16 protein-coding genes are annotated in these 14,585 nt (G+C 69.9%); 4 read left to right on the forward strand and 12 right to left on the reverse strand.

From position 1 onward, the window contains the following. The first annotated feature begins 478 nt into the window (after positions 1 to 478). Positions 479 to 1,150, forward strand: coding sequence for a potassium channel family protein (locus CP983_RS11225; protein ID WP_030953572.1), 672 nt, complete (start codon positions 479 to 481; stop codon positions 1,148 to 1,150). Continuing rightward, entirely contained in the window at positions 1,150 to 1,827 is a 678-nt protein-coding gene (locus CP983_RS11230) for a potassium channel family protein (RefSeq protein WP_107907508.1), read from the forward strand. The genes CP983_RS11225 and CP983_RS11230 overlap by 1 nt, the downstream gene beginning before the upstream one ends. A 78-nt stretch (positions 1,828 to 1,905) precedes the next feature. Here the strand turns inward: CP983_RS11230 and CP983_RS11235 are convergent, their stop codons facing one another. From CP983_RS11235 to CP983_RS11270, 8 genes are all read right to left on the reverse strand, one after another. Then, the gene (locus tag CP983_RS11235; protein WP_030953575.1) at positions 1,906 to 2,637 is read right to left on the reverse strand and encodes a DUF3159 domain-containing protein; all 732 of its coding nucleotides are present in this window, start codon (positions 2,635 to 2,637) and stop codon (positions 1,906 to 1,908) included. Between the two features lie 3 nt (positions 2,638 to 2,640). Beyond that, entirely contained in the window at positions 2,641 to 3,039 is a 399-nt protein-coding gene (locus tag CP983_RS11240; RefSeq protein ID WP_093747537.1) for an OB-fold nucleic acid binding domain-containing protein, read from the reverse strand. A 94-nt stretch (positions 3,040 to 3,133) separates the two neighbouring features. Beyond that, positions 3,134 to 3,817 carry a response regulator gene (locus CP983_RS11245; protein ID WP_125525890.1) on the reverse strand — a complete coding sequence of 228 codons (684 nt, stop codon included), beginning with the start codon at positions 3,815 to 3,817 and terminating at the stop codon, positions 3,134 to 3,136. Next, positions 3,814 to 6,420, reverse strand: a complete 2,607-nt coding sequence (locus tag CP983_RS11250; protein ID WP_150499511.1) for a sensor histidine kinase — start codon at positions 6,418 to 6,420, stop codon at positions 3,814 to 3,816. The genes CP983_RS11245 and CP983_RS11250 overlap by 4 nt, the downstream gene beginning before the upstream one ends. A gap of 135 nt (positions 6,421 to 6,555) precedes the next feature. Continuing rightward, the gene (locus CP983_RS11255) at positions 6,556 to 7,770 is read right to left on the reverse strand and encodes an alginate lyase family protein (RefSeq protein WP_125525892.1); all 1,215 of its coding nucleotides are present in this window, start codon (positions 7,768 to 7,770) and stop codon (positions 6,556 to 6,558) included. Positions 7,771 to 7,929: 159 nt separating this feature from the next. After that, positions 7,930 to 8,688 (reverse strand): DUF3710 domain-containing protein, encoded by a 759-nt coding sequence (locus CP983_RS11260; RefSeq protein ID WP_107907505.1) that lies wholly within the window; start codon positions 8,686 to 8,688, stop codon positions 7,930 to 7,932. Between the two features lies 1 nt (position 8,689). Beyond that, positions 8,690 to 9,241 (reverse strand): dUTP diphosphatase, encoded by a 552-nt coding sequence (gene dut / locus CP983_RS11265; RefSeq protein WP_125525893.1) that lies wholly within the window; start codon positions 9,239 to 9,241, stop codon positions 8,690 to 8,692. Then, complete coding sequence (locus CP983_RS11270) at positions 9,238 to 9,822, reverse strand: PaaI family thioesterase (RefSeq protein ID WP_107907503.1); 585 nt, start codon at positions 9,820 to 9,822, stop codon at positions 9,238 to 9,240. Before CP983_RS11270 ends, dut begins: the two co-directional genes overlap by 4 nt. Positions 9,823 to 9,880: 58 nt before the next feature. Here CP983_RS11270 and CP983_RS11275 point away from each other — a divergent pair, with 58 nt between their 5' ends. Further along, on the forward strand, positions 9,881 to 10,342 hold the full coding sequence (locus CP983_RS11275; RefSeq protein ID WP_107907502.1) for a DUF3093 domain-containing protein: 462 nt from the start codon (positions 9,881 to 9,883) through the stop codon (positions 10,340 to 10,342). 78 nt (positions 10,343 to 10,420) lie between these two features. Here CP983_RS11275 and CP983_RS11280 read toward each other — a convergent pair whose 3' ends face one another. The 4 genes from CP983_RS11280 to CP983_RS11295 form a co-directional block, all read right to left on the reverse strand. Further along, on the reverse strand, positions 10,421 to 11,344 hold the full coding sequence (locus CP983_RS11280) for a hypothetical protein (protein ID WP_107907501.1): 924 nt from the start codon (positions 11,342 to 11,344) through the stop codon (positions 10,421 to 10,423). Between the two features lie 13 nt (positions 11,345 to 11,357). After that, complete coding sequence (locus CP983_RS11285; protein ID WP_005481602.1) at positions 11,358 to 11,654, reverse strand: DUF4193 domain-containing protein; 297 nt, start codon at positions 11,652 to 11,654, stop codon at positions 11,358 to 11,360. A 405-nt stretch (positions 11,655 to 12,059) separates the two neighbouring features. Beyond that, positions 12,060 to 13,310 (reverse strand): sensor histidine kinase, encoded by a 1,251-nt coding sequence (locus tag CP983_RS11290; protein ID WP_093865845.1) that lies wholly within the window; start codon positions 13,308 to 13,310, stop codon positions 12,060 to 12,062. 6 nt (positions 13,311 to 13,316) lie between these two features. Continuing rightward, positions 13,317 to 13,970: a response regulator transcription factor gene (locus CP983_RS11295; RefSeq protein WP_007385219.1), complete on the reverse strand. Its 654-nt coding sequence runs from the start codon at positions 13,968 to 13,970 to the stop codon at positions 13,317 to 13,319. Between the two features lie 418 nt (positions 13,971 to 14,388). Here CP983_RS11295 and CP983_RS43935 point away from each other — a divergent pair, with 418 nt between their 5' ends. Next, positions 14,389 to 14,562, forward strand: coding sequence for a hypothetical protein (locus CP983_RS43935; RefSeq protein ID WP_163017036.1), 174 nt, complete (start codon positions 14,389 to 14,391; stop codon positions 14,560 to 14,562). Positions 14,563 to 14,585: the final 23 nt, after the last annotated feature.

Genomic DNA, 14,585 nt, shown 5'->3' on the forward strand with positions numbered 1-14,585 from the left:
CCGGCCTGGGGCGGAGCACATCCGGGTGAAATCGCGCACGGCGCGGGGGTGAATTCCGGGCCCGCAACGCGCCGGGCACGGAGCCGGATGACGCCCGCGTGCCTCCATGACCTGCGTCGGTACGCTCATCACAGCCGGGGAGACCTCATGTCGCAGACGACCGCTCAGCTCGTCGGAGCTCTCGTCTCGCCCGCCGGACTCGGCGTCCTGGCACTGGCCAGCCTCCGCAGCTTCAACCGCCGCTGAGGGCACCGGCGGACGCCCCGGTGGGCCTGTCGGAGGGGACGGTTACGGTGGGACTGAGGCACGCGCGCGTCCACGATCCGTACCGCGAGGGATCATTCAGGCCATTGCCCGGCATGATGTTGCCCAGCGGTCCGCGACCGGCCCGCGCCCGTTGCCCGGCGAACCGAGAGAAGGTTATGAGCACCACGTTCACGCAAGTCAGACGCCTCACGAGGAGTGCGGGGTAAGCGCCGTGCACATCGTCATCATGGGTTGCGGAAGGGTGGGTTCCGCTCTGGCCCAGACCCTGGAGCAACAAGGGCACACGGTCGCTGTGATCGACCAGGACCCCACCGCGTTCCGCCGGCTGGGCCCCGGGTTCGGCGGCCGCCGCGTCACCGGCGTCGGCTTCGACCAGGACACCCTGCGCGAGGCCGGCATCGAGGAGGCGGGCGCCTTCGCCGCCGTCTCCAGCGGCGACAACTCCAACATCATCTCCGCCCGGGTGGCCCGCGAGATGTTCGGCGTGGAGAACGTCGCGGCGCGGATCTACGACCCCCGCCGCGCCGAGGTCTACCAGCGCCTGGGCATCCCCACCGTGGCCACGGTCCGCTGGACGGCGGACCAGATGCTGCGCCGCCTGCTGCCCTCGGGCGCCGAGCCGCTGTGGCGTGATCCCACCGGCGGCGTCCAGCTCGCCGAGGTGCACGCCTCCGCGGAGTGGGTGGGCCACAAGATCAGCCGGCTCCAGGAGGAGACGGGCGTCCGCGTGGCGTTCCTGACCCGCCTCGGCGAGGCGATCCTGCCCACCTCGCAGACGGTGCTGCAGGAGGGCGACCTGGTGCACGTGATGATGCGCACCGACGAGGTCGACAAGGTCGAGGCGGCGTTCGCCAAGGGTCCCGAAGAGGAGGGCGGTCACTGATGAGGGTCGCCATTGCCGGTGCCGGTGCGGTGGGCCGCTCGATCGCGGGCGAGCTGCTGGAGAACGGCCACGAGATCCTGCTGATCGACAAGGCGCCGACCGCCATCTCGGTCGAGCGGGTCCCGCAGGCGGAGTGGCTGCTGGCCGACGCCTGCGAGATCACGTCGCTGGACGAGGCGGCGCTCCAGCGCTGCAACGTGGTCATCGCGGCCACGGGTGACGACAAGGTCAACCTGGTCGTGTCCCTGCTGGCGAAGACGGAGTACGGCGTTCCGCGCGTCGTCGCCCGGGTGAACAACCCGAAGAACGAGTGGCTCTTCAACGAGTCGTGGGGCGTGGATGTGGCCGTGTCCACGCCGCGTCTGATGTCCGCCCTGGTCGAGGAGGCGGTGAGCGTCGGCGACCTGGTCCGCCTCCTCCGCTTCAGCCACGGCGACGCGAACCTCGTCGAGCTGACCCTTCCCGAGGAGTCGGCGCTGGCCGGCACTCAGGTCGGCGACGTCGAGTGGCCGCAGGACACGTCCCTGGTGACGATCATCCGCGGCACCCGCGTCCTCACCCCGTCCCGTGAGGACTCCCTGGAGGCCGGCGACGAGCTCCTCTTCGTGGCCGCCCAGGCCCGCGAGGAGCAACTGGAGGACCTGCTGTCGGTCCGCCGCGAGGACACGACGAGCTAGCTGCTCCGCATATCGCATGAGGAAGGGCGCCCCGGAATTCCGGGGCGCCCTTCCTCATGCGATATGCGACGTGCGTGCCTACTCGGCCCGGCCGGCGGCAGCCTTCCGCTCCGCCTCGGCCTTCTCCGCCGCCTCCATCTCCGCGAACACGTCGATCGGGGCCGGCGCCTTCGCCAGGAACACCCAGGTCAGCCACACGGCCAGCAGGAACGGCGGGATCTTCAGGGCGACCAGCACCCAGCCGAGCTGGGTCGTGTCGGCCCACCAGTACAGCGGGAAGAGGATCGCGCACTTGGCGAGCAGGATCAGGCCCCAGGCGTAACTGGCCTTGGCGTACGCCTTCTTGCGGCCGGGGTTGCGGGTGCGCCAGGAGAGGTTCTCCTTGAACACCGGACCGAGGATCAGGCCGATCAGCGGCACACCGCACAGGGTCGTGATGATGTAGGCGAGCGCCAGCCCCAGCGTGTAGAGCATGCCGGGCAGGTAGAAGTCCTTGGCGTTGCCGGTCATCATCGCGAACACGACACCGAAGGCGACGCCGAAGACTCCGCTGAAGGCGTGCTTGATGGTGTCCCGCATCACCAGCCGCACGACCACGAGGACCAAGGACACCGCGAGGGCCGCGATGGCCGACATGTGCAGGTCCTTGTTGATCGTGTAGATGGTGACGAAGAGCAGGCCGGGCAGGACCGTCTCGATCATGCCGCGCATGCCGCCGAAAGCCTCGAACAGCGCGGCCTCGGTCACCGCCCGGGAGTCGTGCTCGGCGTCTGCGGTGGTGTCTTCGGTCGGCTTGTCGAGCGACGTCACCGGCTACTCCCGTCCGAGGGGTCTCAGTTCGTATTTCGGGTTGAACAGCACACGGCGCCCCCGGCTCATGGAGATCCGGCCGGATGCGATCAGCCGGCGCCCGGGCTCTATGCCCACTATGGAGCGTCTGCCGAGCCACACCACGTCCAGGGCGGCGGAGCCGTCGAACAGCTCGGCCTCCAGGGCCGGGACTCCCGCACGCGGCCGCAGCGTGACCGTGCGCAAGGTACCAGTAACCGTCACTATCTGTCGGTCACGGCAGTCACCGATCTTGGTGCAGCCGGCGGTCTCGGCGTCCTCGCGCAGCTCCTCGGACTCCAGGTCCTCCTGCGACGAGGAGAGCCGGTCGAGCATGCGCCGGAACCGGCCCACCGACTTTTCCGAACGAGGAACAGCACTCATGTCTTGAAGCCTACCGGGGTGCGCCGACACCTACGTACCCCTGGTGCCACGGCCCGAACCCGCTCCGCTCCGACCTGCGGAAGAGGCCCACGGCTCACTTCTCGAAGCGGTACCCCATCCCCGGCTCCGTGACGAAGTGCTTGGGGTGCGAGGGGTCCGCCTCCAGCTTGCGGCGCAGCTGGGCCATGTACACCCGCAGGTAGTTCGTCTCCGTCCCGTACGACGGCCCCCACACCTCCTGGAGCAGCTGTTTCTGGCTCACCAGCCGCCCCGTGTTGCGCACCAGCACCTCCAGCAGATGCCACTCGGTGGGGGTGAGCCGTACGTCCTTCCCGCTGCGGTTGACCTTCTTCGCTGCGAGGTCGACGGTGAACTCCTCGGTCTCGACCATCACGTCGTCCTCGCCGCCCCCGGTGGGCTCGGCCCGGCGGACGGCGGCCCGCAGCCGGGCCAGCAGCTCGTCCATGCCGAAGGGCTTGGTGACGTAGTCGTCGGCGCCGGCGTCGAGGGCCTCGACCTTCTCGTCGGAGGAGTGCCGGGCGGAGAGCACCAGGATCGGCACCCGGGTCCAGCCGCGCAGTCCGCGGATCACCTCGACGCCGTCCATGTCGGGCAGACCGAGGTCGAGGACGACCACGTCGGGGTGGCGGGTGGCGGCGAGTTCGAGGGCGGTCGCCCCGTCGTGGGCGGCGTCGACCTCGTACTTGCGGGCCTTGAGGTTGATCACGAGGGCGCGCACGATCTGCGGCTCGTCGTCGATCACCAGCACCCGGGTCATGTGGTCTGCCTTTCGGGTCGTACGGAGTGAAGGGGCTCGTCGGAGCGGGGGTGCCCCGTGCCGTGAGAGGGCTCTCCGGGGCCGGGCGGTTCCCCGGGCCGCGCGCCCGCCGCCCTGAGCGTGAGCACCATGGTGAGGCCGCCGCCGGGGGTGTCCTCGGCGTTGAGGGTGCCGCCCATGGCCTCGGCGAAGCCGCGGGCGACGGCGAGGCCGAGCCCGACGCCGGCGCCGCGCGGGGCGTCGCCGTAGCGCTGGAAGGGGGCGAAGATGCGTTCCTTGGCCTCGTCCGGGACGCCGGGCCCGCGGTCGACCACCCGGACCTCGACCCGGTCGGCGATGGCACTTGCGGACACCAGGACCCTGCTGTCGTCAGGGCTGTACTTGACGGCGTTCTCGACCAGGTTGGCCACCGACCGCTCCAGCAGCCCCGGGTCCACGGCGACCATGGGCAGCGTCTCCGGGACGTCCAGGTCGACGCTGCCCTCGGGCACCCCGCCCAGCGCCATCGGCACCACCTCGTCGAGGTCGATCTCGCGGATCAGCGGGGTGACGGTGCCGGTCTGGAGGCGGGACATGTCGAGCAGGTTCCCGACGAGGTGGTCGAGCCGGTCGGCGCCGTCCTCGATGCCTTCGAGCAGTTCGGCCTCGTCCTCCTCGGACCAGGCGACGTCGTCGGAGCGCAGCGAGGAGACGGCCGCCTTGATGCCCGCGAGGGGCGTGCGCAGATCGTGGCTGACGGCGGCCAGCAGCGCCGTACGGATGCGGTTGCCCTCCGCCAGTTCCTTGGCCTGGTCGGCCTCGCTCTGGAGGCGCTGGCGGTCGAGTACGACCGCGGCCTGGGCGGCGAAGGCGGCGAGGACACGGCGGTCCTCGGCGGGCAGCACCCGGCCGGTCAGCGCGAGCGCCATGTGGTCGCCGACCGGCACGTCCACGTCCGCGTCCTCGGGCCGTACCGGTGCCGCTCCCGCGCCCACCCGGCCCGCGCAGGTCCACGGGTCGACGTCGCTCTCCCGCTCCAGCAGCACCGCCGAGTCCATGCCGAAGGTCTCGCGGACCCGCTCCAGCAGCTCCGTCAGACCGGTCTCGCCGCGCAGCACGTTGCCGGCGAGGAAGGACAGGATCTCCGACTCGGCGCGCAGCCGGGCCGCCTGATGGGTGCGGCGGGCCGCGAGGTCGACCACGGAGGCGACGGCCACCGCCACGAAGACGAAGATCACCAGCGCGAGCAGGTTCTTCGGGTCGGCGATCGTGATGCGGCGCAGGGGCGGGGTGAAGAACCAGTTCAGCAGCAGTGAGCAGACCGCGGCCGAGGCGAGCGCCGGGTAGAGCCCGCCGAGGAGGGCCGCCGCCACCGTGAGGGTCAGGAACAGCAGCATGTCGTTCGCGAGCCCGAGGTCGGCGTCGACGTGGGTCAGCAGCAGCGTGAGCAGTACCGGTCCGCCGACGCCGACGAGCCAGCCCGCGAGGATCCGGGGCCGGCCGAGGCGCGCCCCGCGGGCCACGGGCAGTCCGCGCCCCTTGGCGGCCTCCTCGTGCGTGACGATGTGCACGTCGAGGTCGGGGCCCGACTCCCGGGCCACCGTGACGCCCACGCCCGGTCCGAACATGTACTGCCAGCTCTTGCGGCGCGAGGAGCCGAGCACTATCTGGGTGGCGTTCGCCCCGCGCGCGAAGGCCAGCAGCGCCGCCGGGATGTCGTCGCCGACGACGTGGTGGAAGGTGCCGCCGAGGTCCTCGACGAGGGTGCGCTGGAGGGCGAGTTCCTTCGGCGAGGCGGACGTCAGCCCGTCGCTGCGGGCGATGTAGACGGCGAGCACCTCACCGCCGGCGCCCTTCTCCGCCAGCCGCGCGGCCCGGCGGATCAGCGTCCGCCCCTCAGGGCCGCCGGTCAGCCCGACGACGATGCGCTCCCTGGAACCCCAGATCCGCGACACCCGGTGGTCGCTGCGGTACTGCTTCAGGTACTCGTCGACCCGGTCCGCCACCCACAGCAGCGCCAGCTCCCGCAGGGCGGTCAGGTTGCCGGGGCGGAAGTAGTTCGAGAGGGCCGCGTCGACCTTGTCGGGCTTGTAGATGTTGCCGTGTGCCATACGGCGCCGCAGTGCCTGGGGTGACATGTCGACAAGCTCGATCTGGTCGGCCCGGCGCACCACCTCGTCCGGCACGGTCTCCTGCTGCCGCACGCCGGTGATCGACTCCACGACGTCCCCGAGGGACTCAAGGTGCTGAATGTTGACGGTCGATATGACGTCGATACCGGCCGCGAGGAGCTCCTCGACGTCCTGCCAGCGCTTGGCGTTGCGGGAGCCGGGGATGTTGGTGTGCGCGAGTTCGTCGACGAGGGCGACCTGCGGGTGCCGGGCGAGGACGGCGTCCACGTCCATCTCGGTGAAGGCGCTCCCCCGGTACTCCAGCTGCCGGCGCCTGATCTGCTCCAGGCCGTGCAGCATCACCTCGGTGCGCGGCCGGTCGTGGTGCTCCACGAACGCGACCACGCAGTCGGTGCCCCGCTCCACACGCCGGTGCGCCTCGGAGAGCATCGCGTACGTCTTGCCGACGCCCGGTGCCGCACCGAGGTAGATCCGAAGCTTGCCGCGTCCCATGGTCCCCATTGTGTTCCGGTCATAGCTGCCTACGCAGCGTCGACCTTACGGCCAACAATCGAGACAAATGGGGCCGGGTGCCGCGACGGGGGCGTCTTTGACGCAACTCTGACGCCCCCGCCGCGGGTCCCCGCCTCAGCTGGGGTTGTCGCCGTGGGTGAGGGTCTCCCACGCCACGAACAGGTTGTTGCTGCCGGCCGGGCGGCCGCGCTCGGTGAGCGTCTGGGTGTTGCTCATCGCGATGCCGAGGCGGTTGTGCAGCGCGTTGTAGCCCACCTCGGTGATCGGCCCGAGGCCGAGCTTCAGGGAGCCGCCGCACAGCCAGCTCGGGGCGGCCGTACCCAGCTGGTACTTCGCCTGGAACCCGAGCGCCTGCCGCAGCCGCTCGCCGACGTCGGTGCCGTACAGGTCCTGGCCCTGGATCCGGCTGGTCTCGGCGATGTGCGAGATCGCGGAGATGCCGTACCCGGTGTGGGTGAAGTCGCGGCAGGTCTCCTGGGTGAGGCCGGTGACGAAGGTGGACTGCTTCTGCCAGTAGTTGACGATCTTCTCGCGGGTGTCGAGGTTCTGGCTCGGCACGGTCCTGGGCAGATCGCCGTCGGAGGCGAGGTAGACGTAGGCGGCGGTACGGGTGCGGAACTTCGCCATGGCCTTGTCGTACGACGCCTTGTCCTCCAGGAAGACGGAGATGCCGACGGCGGCCTCCATCATCGACAGCTCCCAGTTGCCGTTGGAGTTGGAGCCGTTGATGATCTCGGGCAGGTAGACGTTGCGGAGCATGGTGGCGAACCGTCCGGAGTTCGCCCAGCTCCCGGTGTACGTGTGCTTGATGATCTCGGCGGCCTTGGGCCAGGAGGAGCCGGCCCAGCCCGTCTGGAGCGGCGCGTTGCTGTTGGTGTGGTCCTTGATCACCGCGGACCAGGCGTCCATCAGCTCGATCGCCTTGCGCGCGTACCGCTCGTCCCGGGTGATGTACCAGGCGAGGGCGTCGGTGTAGGCCGCTATCGCGTCCTCGCGCTCGTCGGTGCAGCCGTAGTTCGGGTTCGAGTAGGAGCCGCACTCGACGACCGCGCGCGGCTTGGGGGTGCGGTTGAGGTCGGCGTACTTGCTCGCCGTCATCTGGTCGAAGGCGCCCTTCCAGGGCTGGGCGCCGGCGTTGACCTTGGTGCGCACGAAGTCCAGCTGGGACTTGGAGACGGTGACTCCGGGATGGGCGAAGGTGGCCGGCGCCGCGTCGGCACGCTCTGCCTGCGGCCGCAGCAGCAGGGTGGCCACCAGCGCGGTGGTCAGTGCCGCGAACAGGGCGGTGCGACGGAATCTGCGGCGATGACGTGCGGGAGCAGGTGACATGTGGGGGAGCCATCCGTTCTCGTACGTGAACAATGAGCGTCCCTTTGAACACTCGCGATGGCCGCAGACGATAGGTACAGACCAATAAGTCGTCAAGGGTTCACGCACGAGAAAGGGCCGCACCCCGGACGGGGTACGGCCCTAGTGTCCTTACGGTGCTCAGCGCACCTCGGTGATCTCCGGCCCGCGCTGGAGCTGGCCCATGCCACCGGAGAAGCGGGATCCCGCCTCCTCCTGCTGCACGCCCTCGGGAACCATCTGGGCGTCGTTGGGCAGCTGCAGGACGATCGGGTCGCGCGGGGCCATCGGACCCTCGCCGCGGACCACGACCGTGTCCCGGAAGATCTGCTCGAGCAGACCGGCCGCCTGCGGCTGCACCGCGCCCTGGCCCGAGATCACACCGCGCAGGAACCAGCGGGGACCGTCCACACCGACGAACCGCACGACCTGGAAACCACCCGTGCCGTCCGGCAGTTGCACCGGCACCTGGGCCCTCATCTCCCAGCCGAGCGGCCCCTCGACCTCGTCGATGATGCCACCCTGCTGGGTGATGCCGGAGCCGATCTCCTCGCGCACCTCGCCCCAGATGCCCTCACGCTTGGGGGCGGCGAATGCCTGGAGCTGGATGGCGCTGTCGCGCAGCACGACCGTCGCCGCGACGATCGCGTCGCCCGCGACCTCCACGCGCAGTTCCATGCCGTCGACGCCCGGCACGAACATGCCGCCCAGGTCCACCCGGCCCTCGGCGGGGTCACGGACCTCGGAGCTGTCCCAGGGCCCGTCGGGCCGCGGTTCCGGTTCGAGCCGTACACGCTCGCGCGTGCCCTCGTCGTCCGCCTCAGAGTCGATGTCGACGACCTGCTCGGGCTCGCCGGCCGCGTCCTCGGCGGCACCCTTCTTGTTGCGACGTCCGAACACGTCACTGTCCTTCCCGGTCGGATACGACCGAAGCGTATCGATTCCCACCCGTAGTGCCGCCTTCGGCGGCCTGACCGCTTTTATCGCTTGTAGCGCCCACCGCGGCATGGCCGCCGGTGGACCCGAAGCCCCCCTCGGCCCTTGCCGAGTCGGGAAGCTCCGCGACCTCCTGGAAGCGAACCCTCTCGACCTGCTGGACAACCAGTTGGGCAATCCGGTCGAAGCGCTCGAACCGCACGGGCTCGTGCGGGTCGAGATTCACCACGATCACCTTGATCTCCCCACGGTACCCGGCATCAACCGTCCCCGGGGCATTCACGAGGGCGACACCGAGACGGGCGGCGAGACCCGAGCGCGGGTGCACGAAGGCCGCGTACCCCTCGGGGAGGGCGATCGACACCCCGGTGGGCAGGACGGCCCGCTCCCCTGGCTTCAGTTCCCGGCTCTCGGTCGTCCGCAGATCGGCCCCCGCGTCACCGGGGTGCGAGTACGTCGGAAGCGGTACGTCCGCATCGACGCGCCGGATCAGCACGTTCAGGGGATCACGGCTCACGGGTTCACCTCGAAGGCGCGGGCCCGCCGCACCTGGTCCGGGTCGTTCATGGCGGCCCGGATCTCCTCCGGGCGGCCGTTGTCGATGAAGTGGTCGACCTTCACCTCGATGAAGAGGGCGTCCGCGCGCACCGCGAGGGGCCCCTCGGGGCCGCCGATCCGCCCGGTGGCGCTGGAGTAGATCTTGCGGCCCGCGACCGCCGTCACCTCGGCCTCCAGGTACAGCACCGTGCCGACCGGCACCGGCCGCACGAAGTCGGTCTCCAGCCGCCCGGTCACCGCGATGGTCCGCAGCAGCCAGTTCAGCGAGCCGAGGGTCTCGTCGAGGGCGGTGGCGAGGACACCGCCGTGCGCGAGCCCGGGCGCACCCTGGTGGGCGGCCTGCACGGTGAACTCGGCGGTGATGCTCACGCCGTCCCCGGCCCGCGCCTCCAGGTGCAGCCCGTGGGGCTGCTCGCCGCCACAGCCGAAACACTCGCCGTAGTGCGCGCCGAGGAGTTCCCCGGGCGCGGGCGCGTCCGGGTGCCGTACCGGTTTCACGGCGTCGGCCGGCGGCTGAAGAGCTGCTGAAGTACCTCTCACAGCCGCAGACCTTACCCGCGCGTCGGAACCTGTCGGACACCGTGCCAAGCTTGTTTCCATGCAGCTTTCCGCCGCCCCGTACGAAGAACGCCTCACCGCCCCCCGGTCCTGGTGGCTGATCTCGTTCCTGGTCGGGCTCTCGCTGGCCCTGATCCTTCTGCCGTTCGGCACGCTCCCCATGCTCGCGGGCCTGGCGGGTGGCACCGCCGCGGCGGCGGTCGTGGCGAGTTCGTACGGCTCCATCCGCATCCGCGTGGTGGGCGACTCCCTGATCGCGGGCGAGGCGAAGCTTCCGGTGCGGGCGCTGGGCGAGGCGCACGTCATGGACTCGGAGGAGGCGCGGGCCTGGCGCACCCACAAGGCCGACACCAGGGCCTTCCTGCTGCTGCGCGCCTACATCCCGACGGCGCTGCGCGTGGAGGTCGTCGACCCCGAGGACCCGACGCCGTACCTGTACCTGTCGACGCGTGAGCCCGAGCGGCTGGCGGAGGCGATCGCCGCGGCCAAGGCCGCGGCCTAGCACACCAGATCGGGCCGTCACCGGCCCGGTCAAGATTTCCCCTGCCCGTCGTAAAAACTTGTCCGCGGCGCCGGCCGGTCAGCCGTTCCCGAGGTCCTTGCGCCACTGGGCGTGTGCGTCGTCACCCATCGGCAGCGGCTTCGCCGGGCGCTCCAGCGGCGGCAGTTCGGGCAACTCCTCCCACGGCACCTGCACCTTCCGCAGGTCGTTCCGGATCCGTGCCGCGAGTTTTTTCGTGTCCCGGCGGTTCATGACCGCGCCCACAGCGGCACCGACCATGAAGGGCATCAGGTTCGGCAGATTGCGCACCATGCGCTTCATGATCTGTTGACGCAGTTCGCGCTTCATCTGCCCGCCGAGCGCGACGTTGATCGTCGTGGGCTTCATCGGGTCGATGCCGCGTTCCTCGGACCACGAGGAGAGATACGCGGTGCTGCGTTCCCTGAGACCGCCGGGCGGGCGTACGCCGTACACCTCGTGCAGTTCGGCGATCAGCTTCAGCTCGATCGCGGCCACACCGGTGATCTCGGCGGCCAGCTCGGTCGGCATCGCGGGCGGCACCGGCAGCATCGCCGCCGCGCCCACGCCTGCCCCGACCGTCGAGCTCGCGTTGGCGGCACCCGCCACGAGCTTGTCGGCGAGCTGCTCGGGCCCGAGGCCCGGGAACTGCCGACGCAGCGCCGCGAGGTCACGTACGGGGATACGCGGGGCGTTCTCGATGATCCGGTCGGCCAGGTACCCGAGGGCCGCTCTGGCCCGGCTGCCGCCCTTACGGACGCCTTCCCTGGCCCTTTCCCGGATGACCGCGACCCGCCGCCGGGCGACGGGCGCGGGAATCTCGGCCGACGCCGGGAGGTCAGCTCCGGACATCGGTTCGAGCGAGGCTCCCGTACCTGATGAGCCCCGCTCGTCGTCACGCGCGCCGTACGGGCCGTCGGACGGCCCTTGGTCCGCTCCCCGCCTGAGGAAGCGGCGCTTCCGAGGAGGGGTCGAGCCAGTCATGCCCGACCCGGCCTCAGTCGCAGTCGCGGCAGATCGGCTGACCGTTCTTCTCCCGGGCCAGCTGGCTGCGGTGGTGCACCAGGAAGCAGCTCATGCATGTGAACTCGTCCTGCTGCTTCGGCAGCACCCGGACGGCCAGCTCCTCGTTCGAGAGGTCCGCGCCGGGCAGTTCAAGGCCCTCGGCGGCCTCGAACTCGTCCACGTCCACAGCGGACGTCGACTTGTCGTTCCGCCGTGCCTTCAGCTCTTCAAGGCTGTCCGAGTCGACGTCGTCGTCGGTCTTGCGTGGGGTGTCGTAATCCGTTGCCATGTCGCTCTCCCCCTCTGGGTGTCTGCGGTGTCTCCAGCGCACGTAACGCGTGAGAGGCCGGACTTGTGCCCGACCCGAGGCGGAGATTTTGCCTCACATCAAGGTCTGTTACTCAATCGACACCCAACCGGACTCCTCAAGAGTGATCGGCTTGGATGGCGAACGGGACCGTACACGGTCCTAATGCCGCAGTTCAAAGGCGTCTCACCCTGTACTTCCCGTGATCAAGACCCCCGAAAACCCGGATTTTCCCGGCTTTCCGACAGCCCGCATGATCACGGAGAGTAGATGGCCTGAAATTCGCCCTTGTGATCGATCACACACGGTTCCGCTCGCCGAGCGCTCAGAAAATTCCGCGCAAAGCGAACATCCCCGTGCCAGCGGCGTGTGTCGGCGCACATGCTCTCAGACCGACAGGGTCACTCGCATCACGAGCCCGCCTCCTTCACGCGGCTGGGCCGAGATGTGGCCGCCGTGGGCCCGCACCACCGACCGCACGATGGAGAGGCCGAGGCCCACACCCTTGTCACTGCCCGTGCGCTCCGTCCTCAGCCGCCTGAACGGCTCGAAGAGGTTGTCGATCTCGTACGCCGGCACCACCGGCCCGGTGTTCGAGACGACCAGGACCGCCTGTCCGTGCTGGATCTCGGTGGTGACCTCGACCCAGCCGTCCTCCGGGACGTTGTACCGCACGGCGTTCTGCACCAGGTTCAGGGCGATGCGCTCCAGCAGGACGCCGTTGCCCTGGACCACCGCGGTCTTCTGCTCGCCGCGGATCACCACCCCCTTGGCCTCCGCCTCGGCGTGCACCTGGTCGACGGCCTGCTCGGCGACCTCGGCGAGGTCGACCGGCTTGCGCTCGACGATCTGGTTGTCGCTGCGGGCGAGCAGCAGCAGGCCCTCCACGAGCTGCTCACTGCGCTCGTTGGTGGCCAGCAGCGTCTTGCCGAGCTGCTGGAGCTCCACCGGCGCGTTCGGGTCGGAGAGGTGCACCTCGAGCAGCGTGCGGTTGATCGCCAGCGGGGTGCGCAGCTCGTGCGAGGCGTTGCCGACGAAGCGCTGCTGGGCGGTGAAGGCCCGTTGCAATCGTTCCAGCATGTCGTCGAAGGTGTCGGCCAGCTCCTTCAGCTCGTCGTCCGGGCCGTCCAGCTCGATACGGCGGGACAGGTCCGAGCCGGCCACCGCGCGGGCGGTGCGGGTGATGCGGCCCAGCGGCGACAGGACCCGGCCGGCCATCGCGTAGCCGAAGGCGAAGGCGATGATCGCGAGGCCGAGCAGGGCCAGCAGCGACCGGCTGAGCAGATCGTCGAGGGCGACCCGGCGCTGATCGTCGATACAGGCGCTGACCGCGTCGTTGAACTGCGGGTAGGTGAGGTTCGAGGCGTTGTTGATCGCGGGGCAGTTGTCGCTGGTGACCTTGAGCTCGGCGCCGCCCACGATCTTGAACAGCGGTTCGTTGCCGGTGTTGATGGCCTGCGCGGCCAGCAGATAGATGATCGACAGCAGCAGGATGCCGGCGATCAGGAACATCCCGCCGTACAGCAGCGTGAGCCGTATCCGGATCGTCGGGCGCAGCCACGGGAAGGGCGGCTCCGACCTGCGGGGGTCCCAGGTGGGCTTCGGGGGCGCCTGGGGAGGCGCGGGAGTGGCGGCCATGGCGGATCAGATCCGGTAGCCGGAACCCGGGACGGTCACGATGACCGGCGGCTCGCCCAGCTTGCGGCGCAGCGTCATGACGGTCACCCGCACCACGTTCGTGAACGGGTCGGTGTTCTCGTCCCACGCCTTCTCCAGGAGCTGCTCGGCGGAGACGACCGCGCCCTCGCTGCGCATCAGCACCTCCAGCACGGCGAACTCCTTCGGCGCGAGCTGCACCTCCTTGCCGTCGCGGAAGACCTCGCGGCGGTTGGGGTCCAGCTTGATGCCGGCCCGCTCCAGGACGGGCGGCAGCGGCACGCTGGTGCGGCGGCCGAGGGCACGCACGCGTGCAGTCAGCTCGCTGAACGCGAAGGGCTTGGGAAGGTAGTCGTCGGCGCCGATCTCCAGTCCCTCGACCCGGTCGCTGACATCCCCGGAGGCCGTGAGCATCAGCACGCGGGTGGGCATGCCGAGTTCGACGATCTTGCGGCAGACGTCGTCGCCGTGCACGAGCGGGAGGTCGCGGTCGAGGACGACCACGTCGTAGTCGTTGACGCCGATGCGCTCCAGGGCGGCCGCACCGTCGTACACGACGTCGACGGCCATGGCCTCCCGGCGCAGTCCGGTGGCCACCGCATCGGCGAGCAGCTGCTCGTCCTCGACGACGAGTACGCGCACGTCGCTTGTCCTTCCTGTGTCCACCCGCGTAGCGGTTGTGCCGCACGTGGGCAGGGGTGTTTGTCGGGTCTCTCGGCCTCCATCCTGCCCTTTTCGGCCATAAGTCGGCGGTAAGACGGGTGAGCGGAGCATGCAGGACAGGTGTGAGGCCCGGGAATGCGAGATTTTCTCTTCCGGTTGAGGTTTCCGTGGGAGGGACCGCGGGGAGGACGGCATGTACACCCCGCGATCACGCTCTGCTTGTGCCGCACCACCTTGCGGTACGAGGGGATCCGCTTTCCGCAGAGCGGGTGTGGGTGTCCGGCACCGTCGCCGCCCGGCATGGGCAGCGCTGGGCACCTACTGGAGACGTGATCGCCCCTTCCGAACGGCACACCCCCGTGCCACCGACCCACGACCCAGGACGAGGGGGCGCAGCATGGACGCATTCACCGCAGGACTTCTGCAGCGCATAAAGACGACCGAGTCCGACCTGACGCGGGCACGTGACGAGGGCGACGACTTCCTCGTCGAGGTGGAGCAGGGCGAGCTCGACGACCTGCGCCGCCTCGCGGCCGAGCATGGTGTGGAAGTCAGCGCGTCTGGCGTCTGATCGGCTTTTCGGCACAACGGCTT

It is taken from the genome of Streptomyces chartreusis (assembly GCF_008704715.1).
Taxonomy (GTDB): domain Bacteria; phylum Actinomycetota; class Actinomycetes; order Streptomycetales; family Streptomycetaceae; genus Streptomyces; species Streptomyces chartreusis.

Excerpts from the sequence above, each read along its gene's own strand:
- CP983_RS11250 (WP_150499511.1), bottom strand. The coding sequence starts at position 6,420 with ATGGGACGCGGCAAGCTTCGGATCTACCTCGGTGCGGCACCGGGCGTC.
- CP983_RS11290 (WP_093865845.1), bottom strand. The coding sequence starts at position 13,310 with ATGGCCGCCACTCCCGCGCCTCCCCAGGCGCCCCCGAAGCCCACCTGG.
- CP983_RS11230 (WP_107907508.1), top strand. The coding sequence starts at position 1,150 with ATGAGGGTCGCCATTGCCGGTGCCGGTGCGGTGGGCCGCTCGATCGCG.
- CP983_RS11280 (WP_107907501.1), bottom strand. The coding sequence starts at position 11,344 with ATGACTGGCTCGACCCCTCCTCGGAAGCGCCGCTTCCTCAGGCGGGGA.
- CP983_RS43935 (WP_163017036.1), top strand. The coding sequence starts at position 14,389 with ATGGACGCATTCACCGCAGGACTTCTGCAGCGCATAAAGACGACCGAG.
- CP983_RS11275 (WP_107907502.1), top strand. The coding sequence starts at position 9,881 with ATGCAGCTTTCCGCCGCCCCGTACGAAGAACGCCTCACCGCCCCCCGG.
- CP983_RS11240 (WP_093747537.1), bottom strand. The coding sequence starts at position 3,039 with ATGAGTGCTGTTCCTCGTTCGGAAAAGTCGGTGGGCCGGTTCCGGCGC.
- CP983_RS11255 (WP_125525892.1), bottom strand. The coding sequence starts at position 7,770 with ATGTCACCTGCTCCCGCACGTCATCGCCGCAGATTCCGTCGCACCGCC.
- CP983_RS11285 (WP_005481602.1), bottom strand. The coding sequence starts at position 11,654 with ATGGCAACGGATTACGACACCCCACGCAAGACCGACGACGACGTCGAC.
- CP983_RS11245 (WP_125525890.1), bottom strand. The coding sequence starts at position 3,817 with ATGACCCGGGTGCTGGTGATCGACGACGAGCCGCAGATCGTGCGCGCC.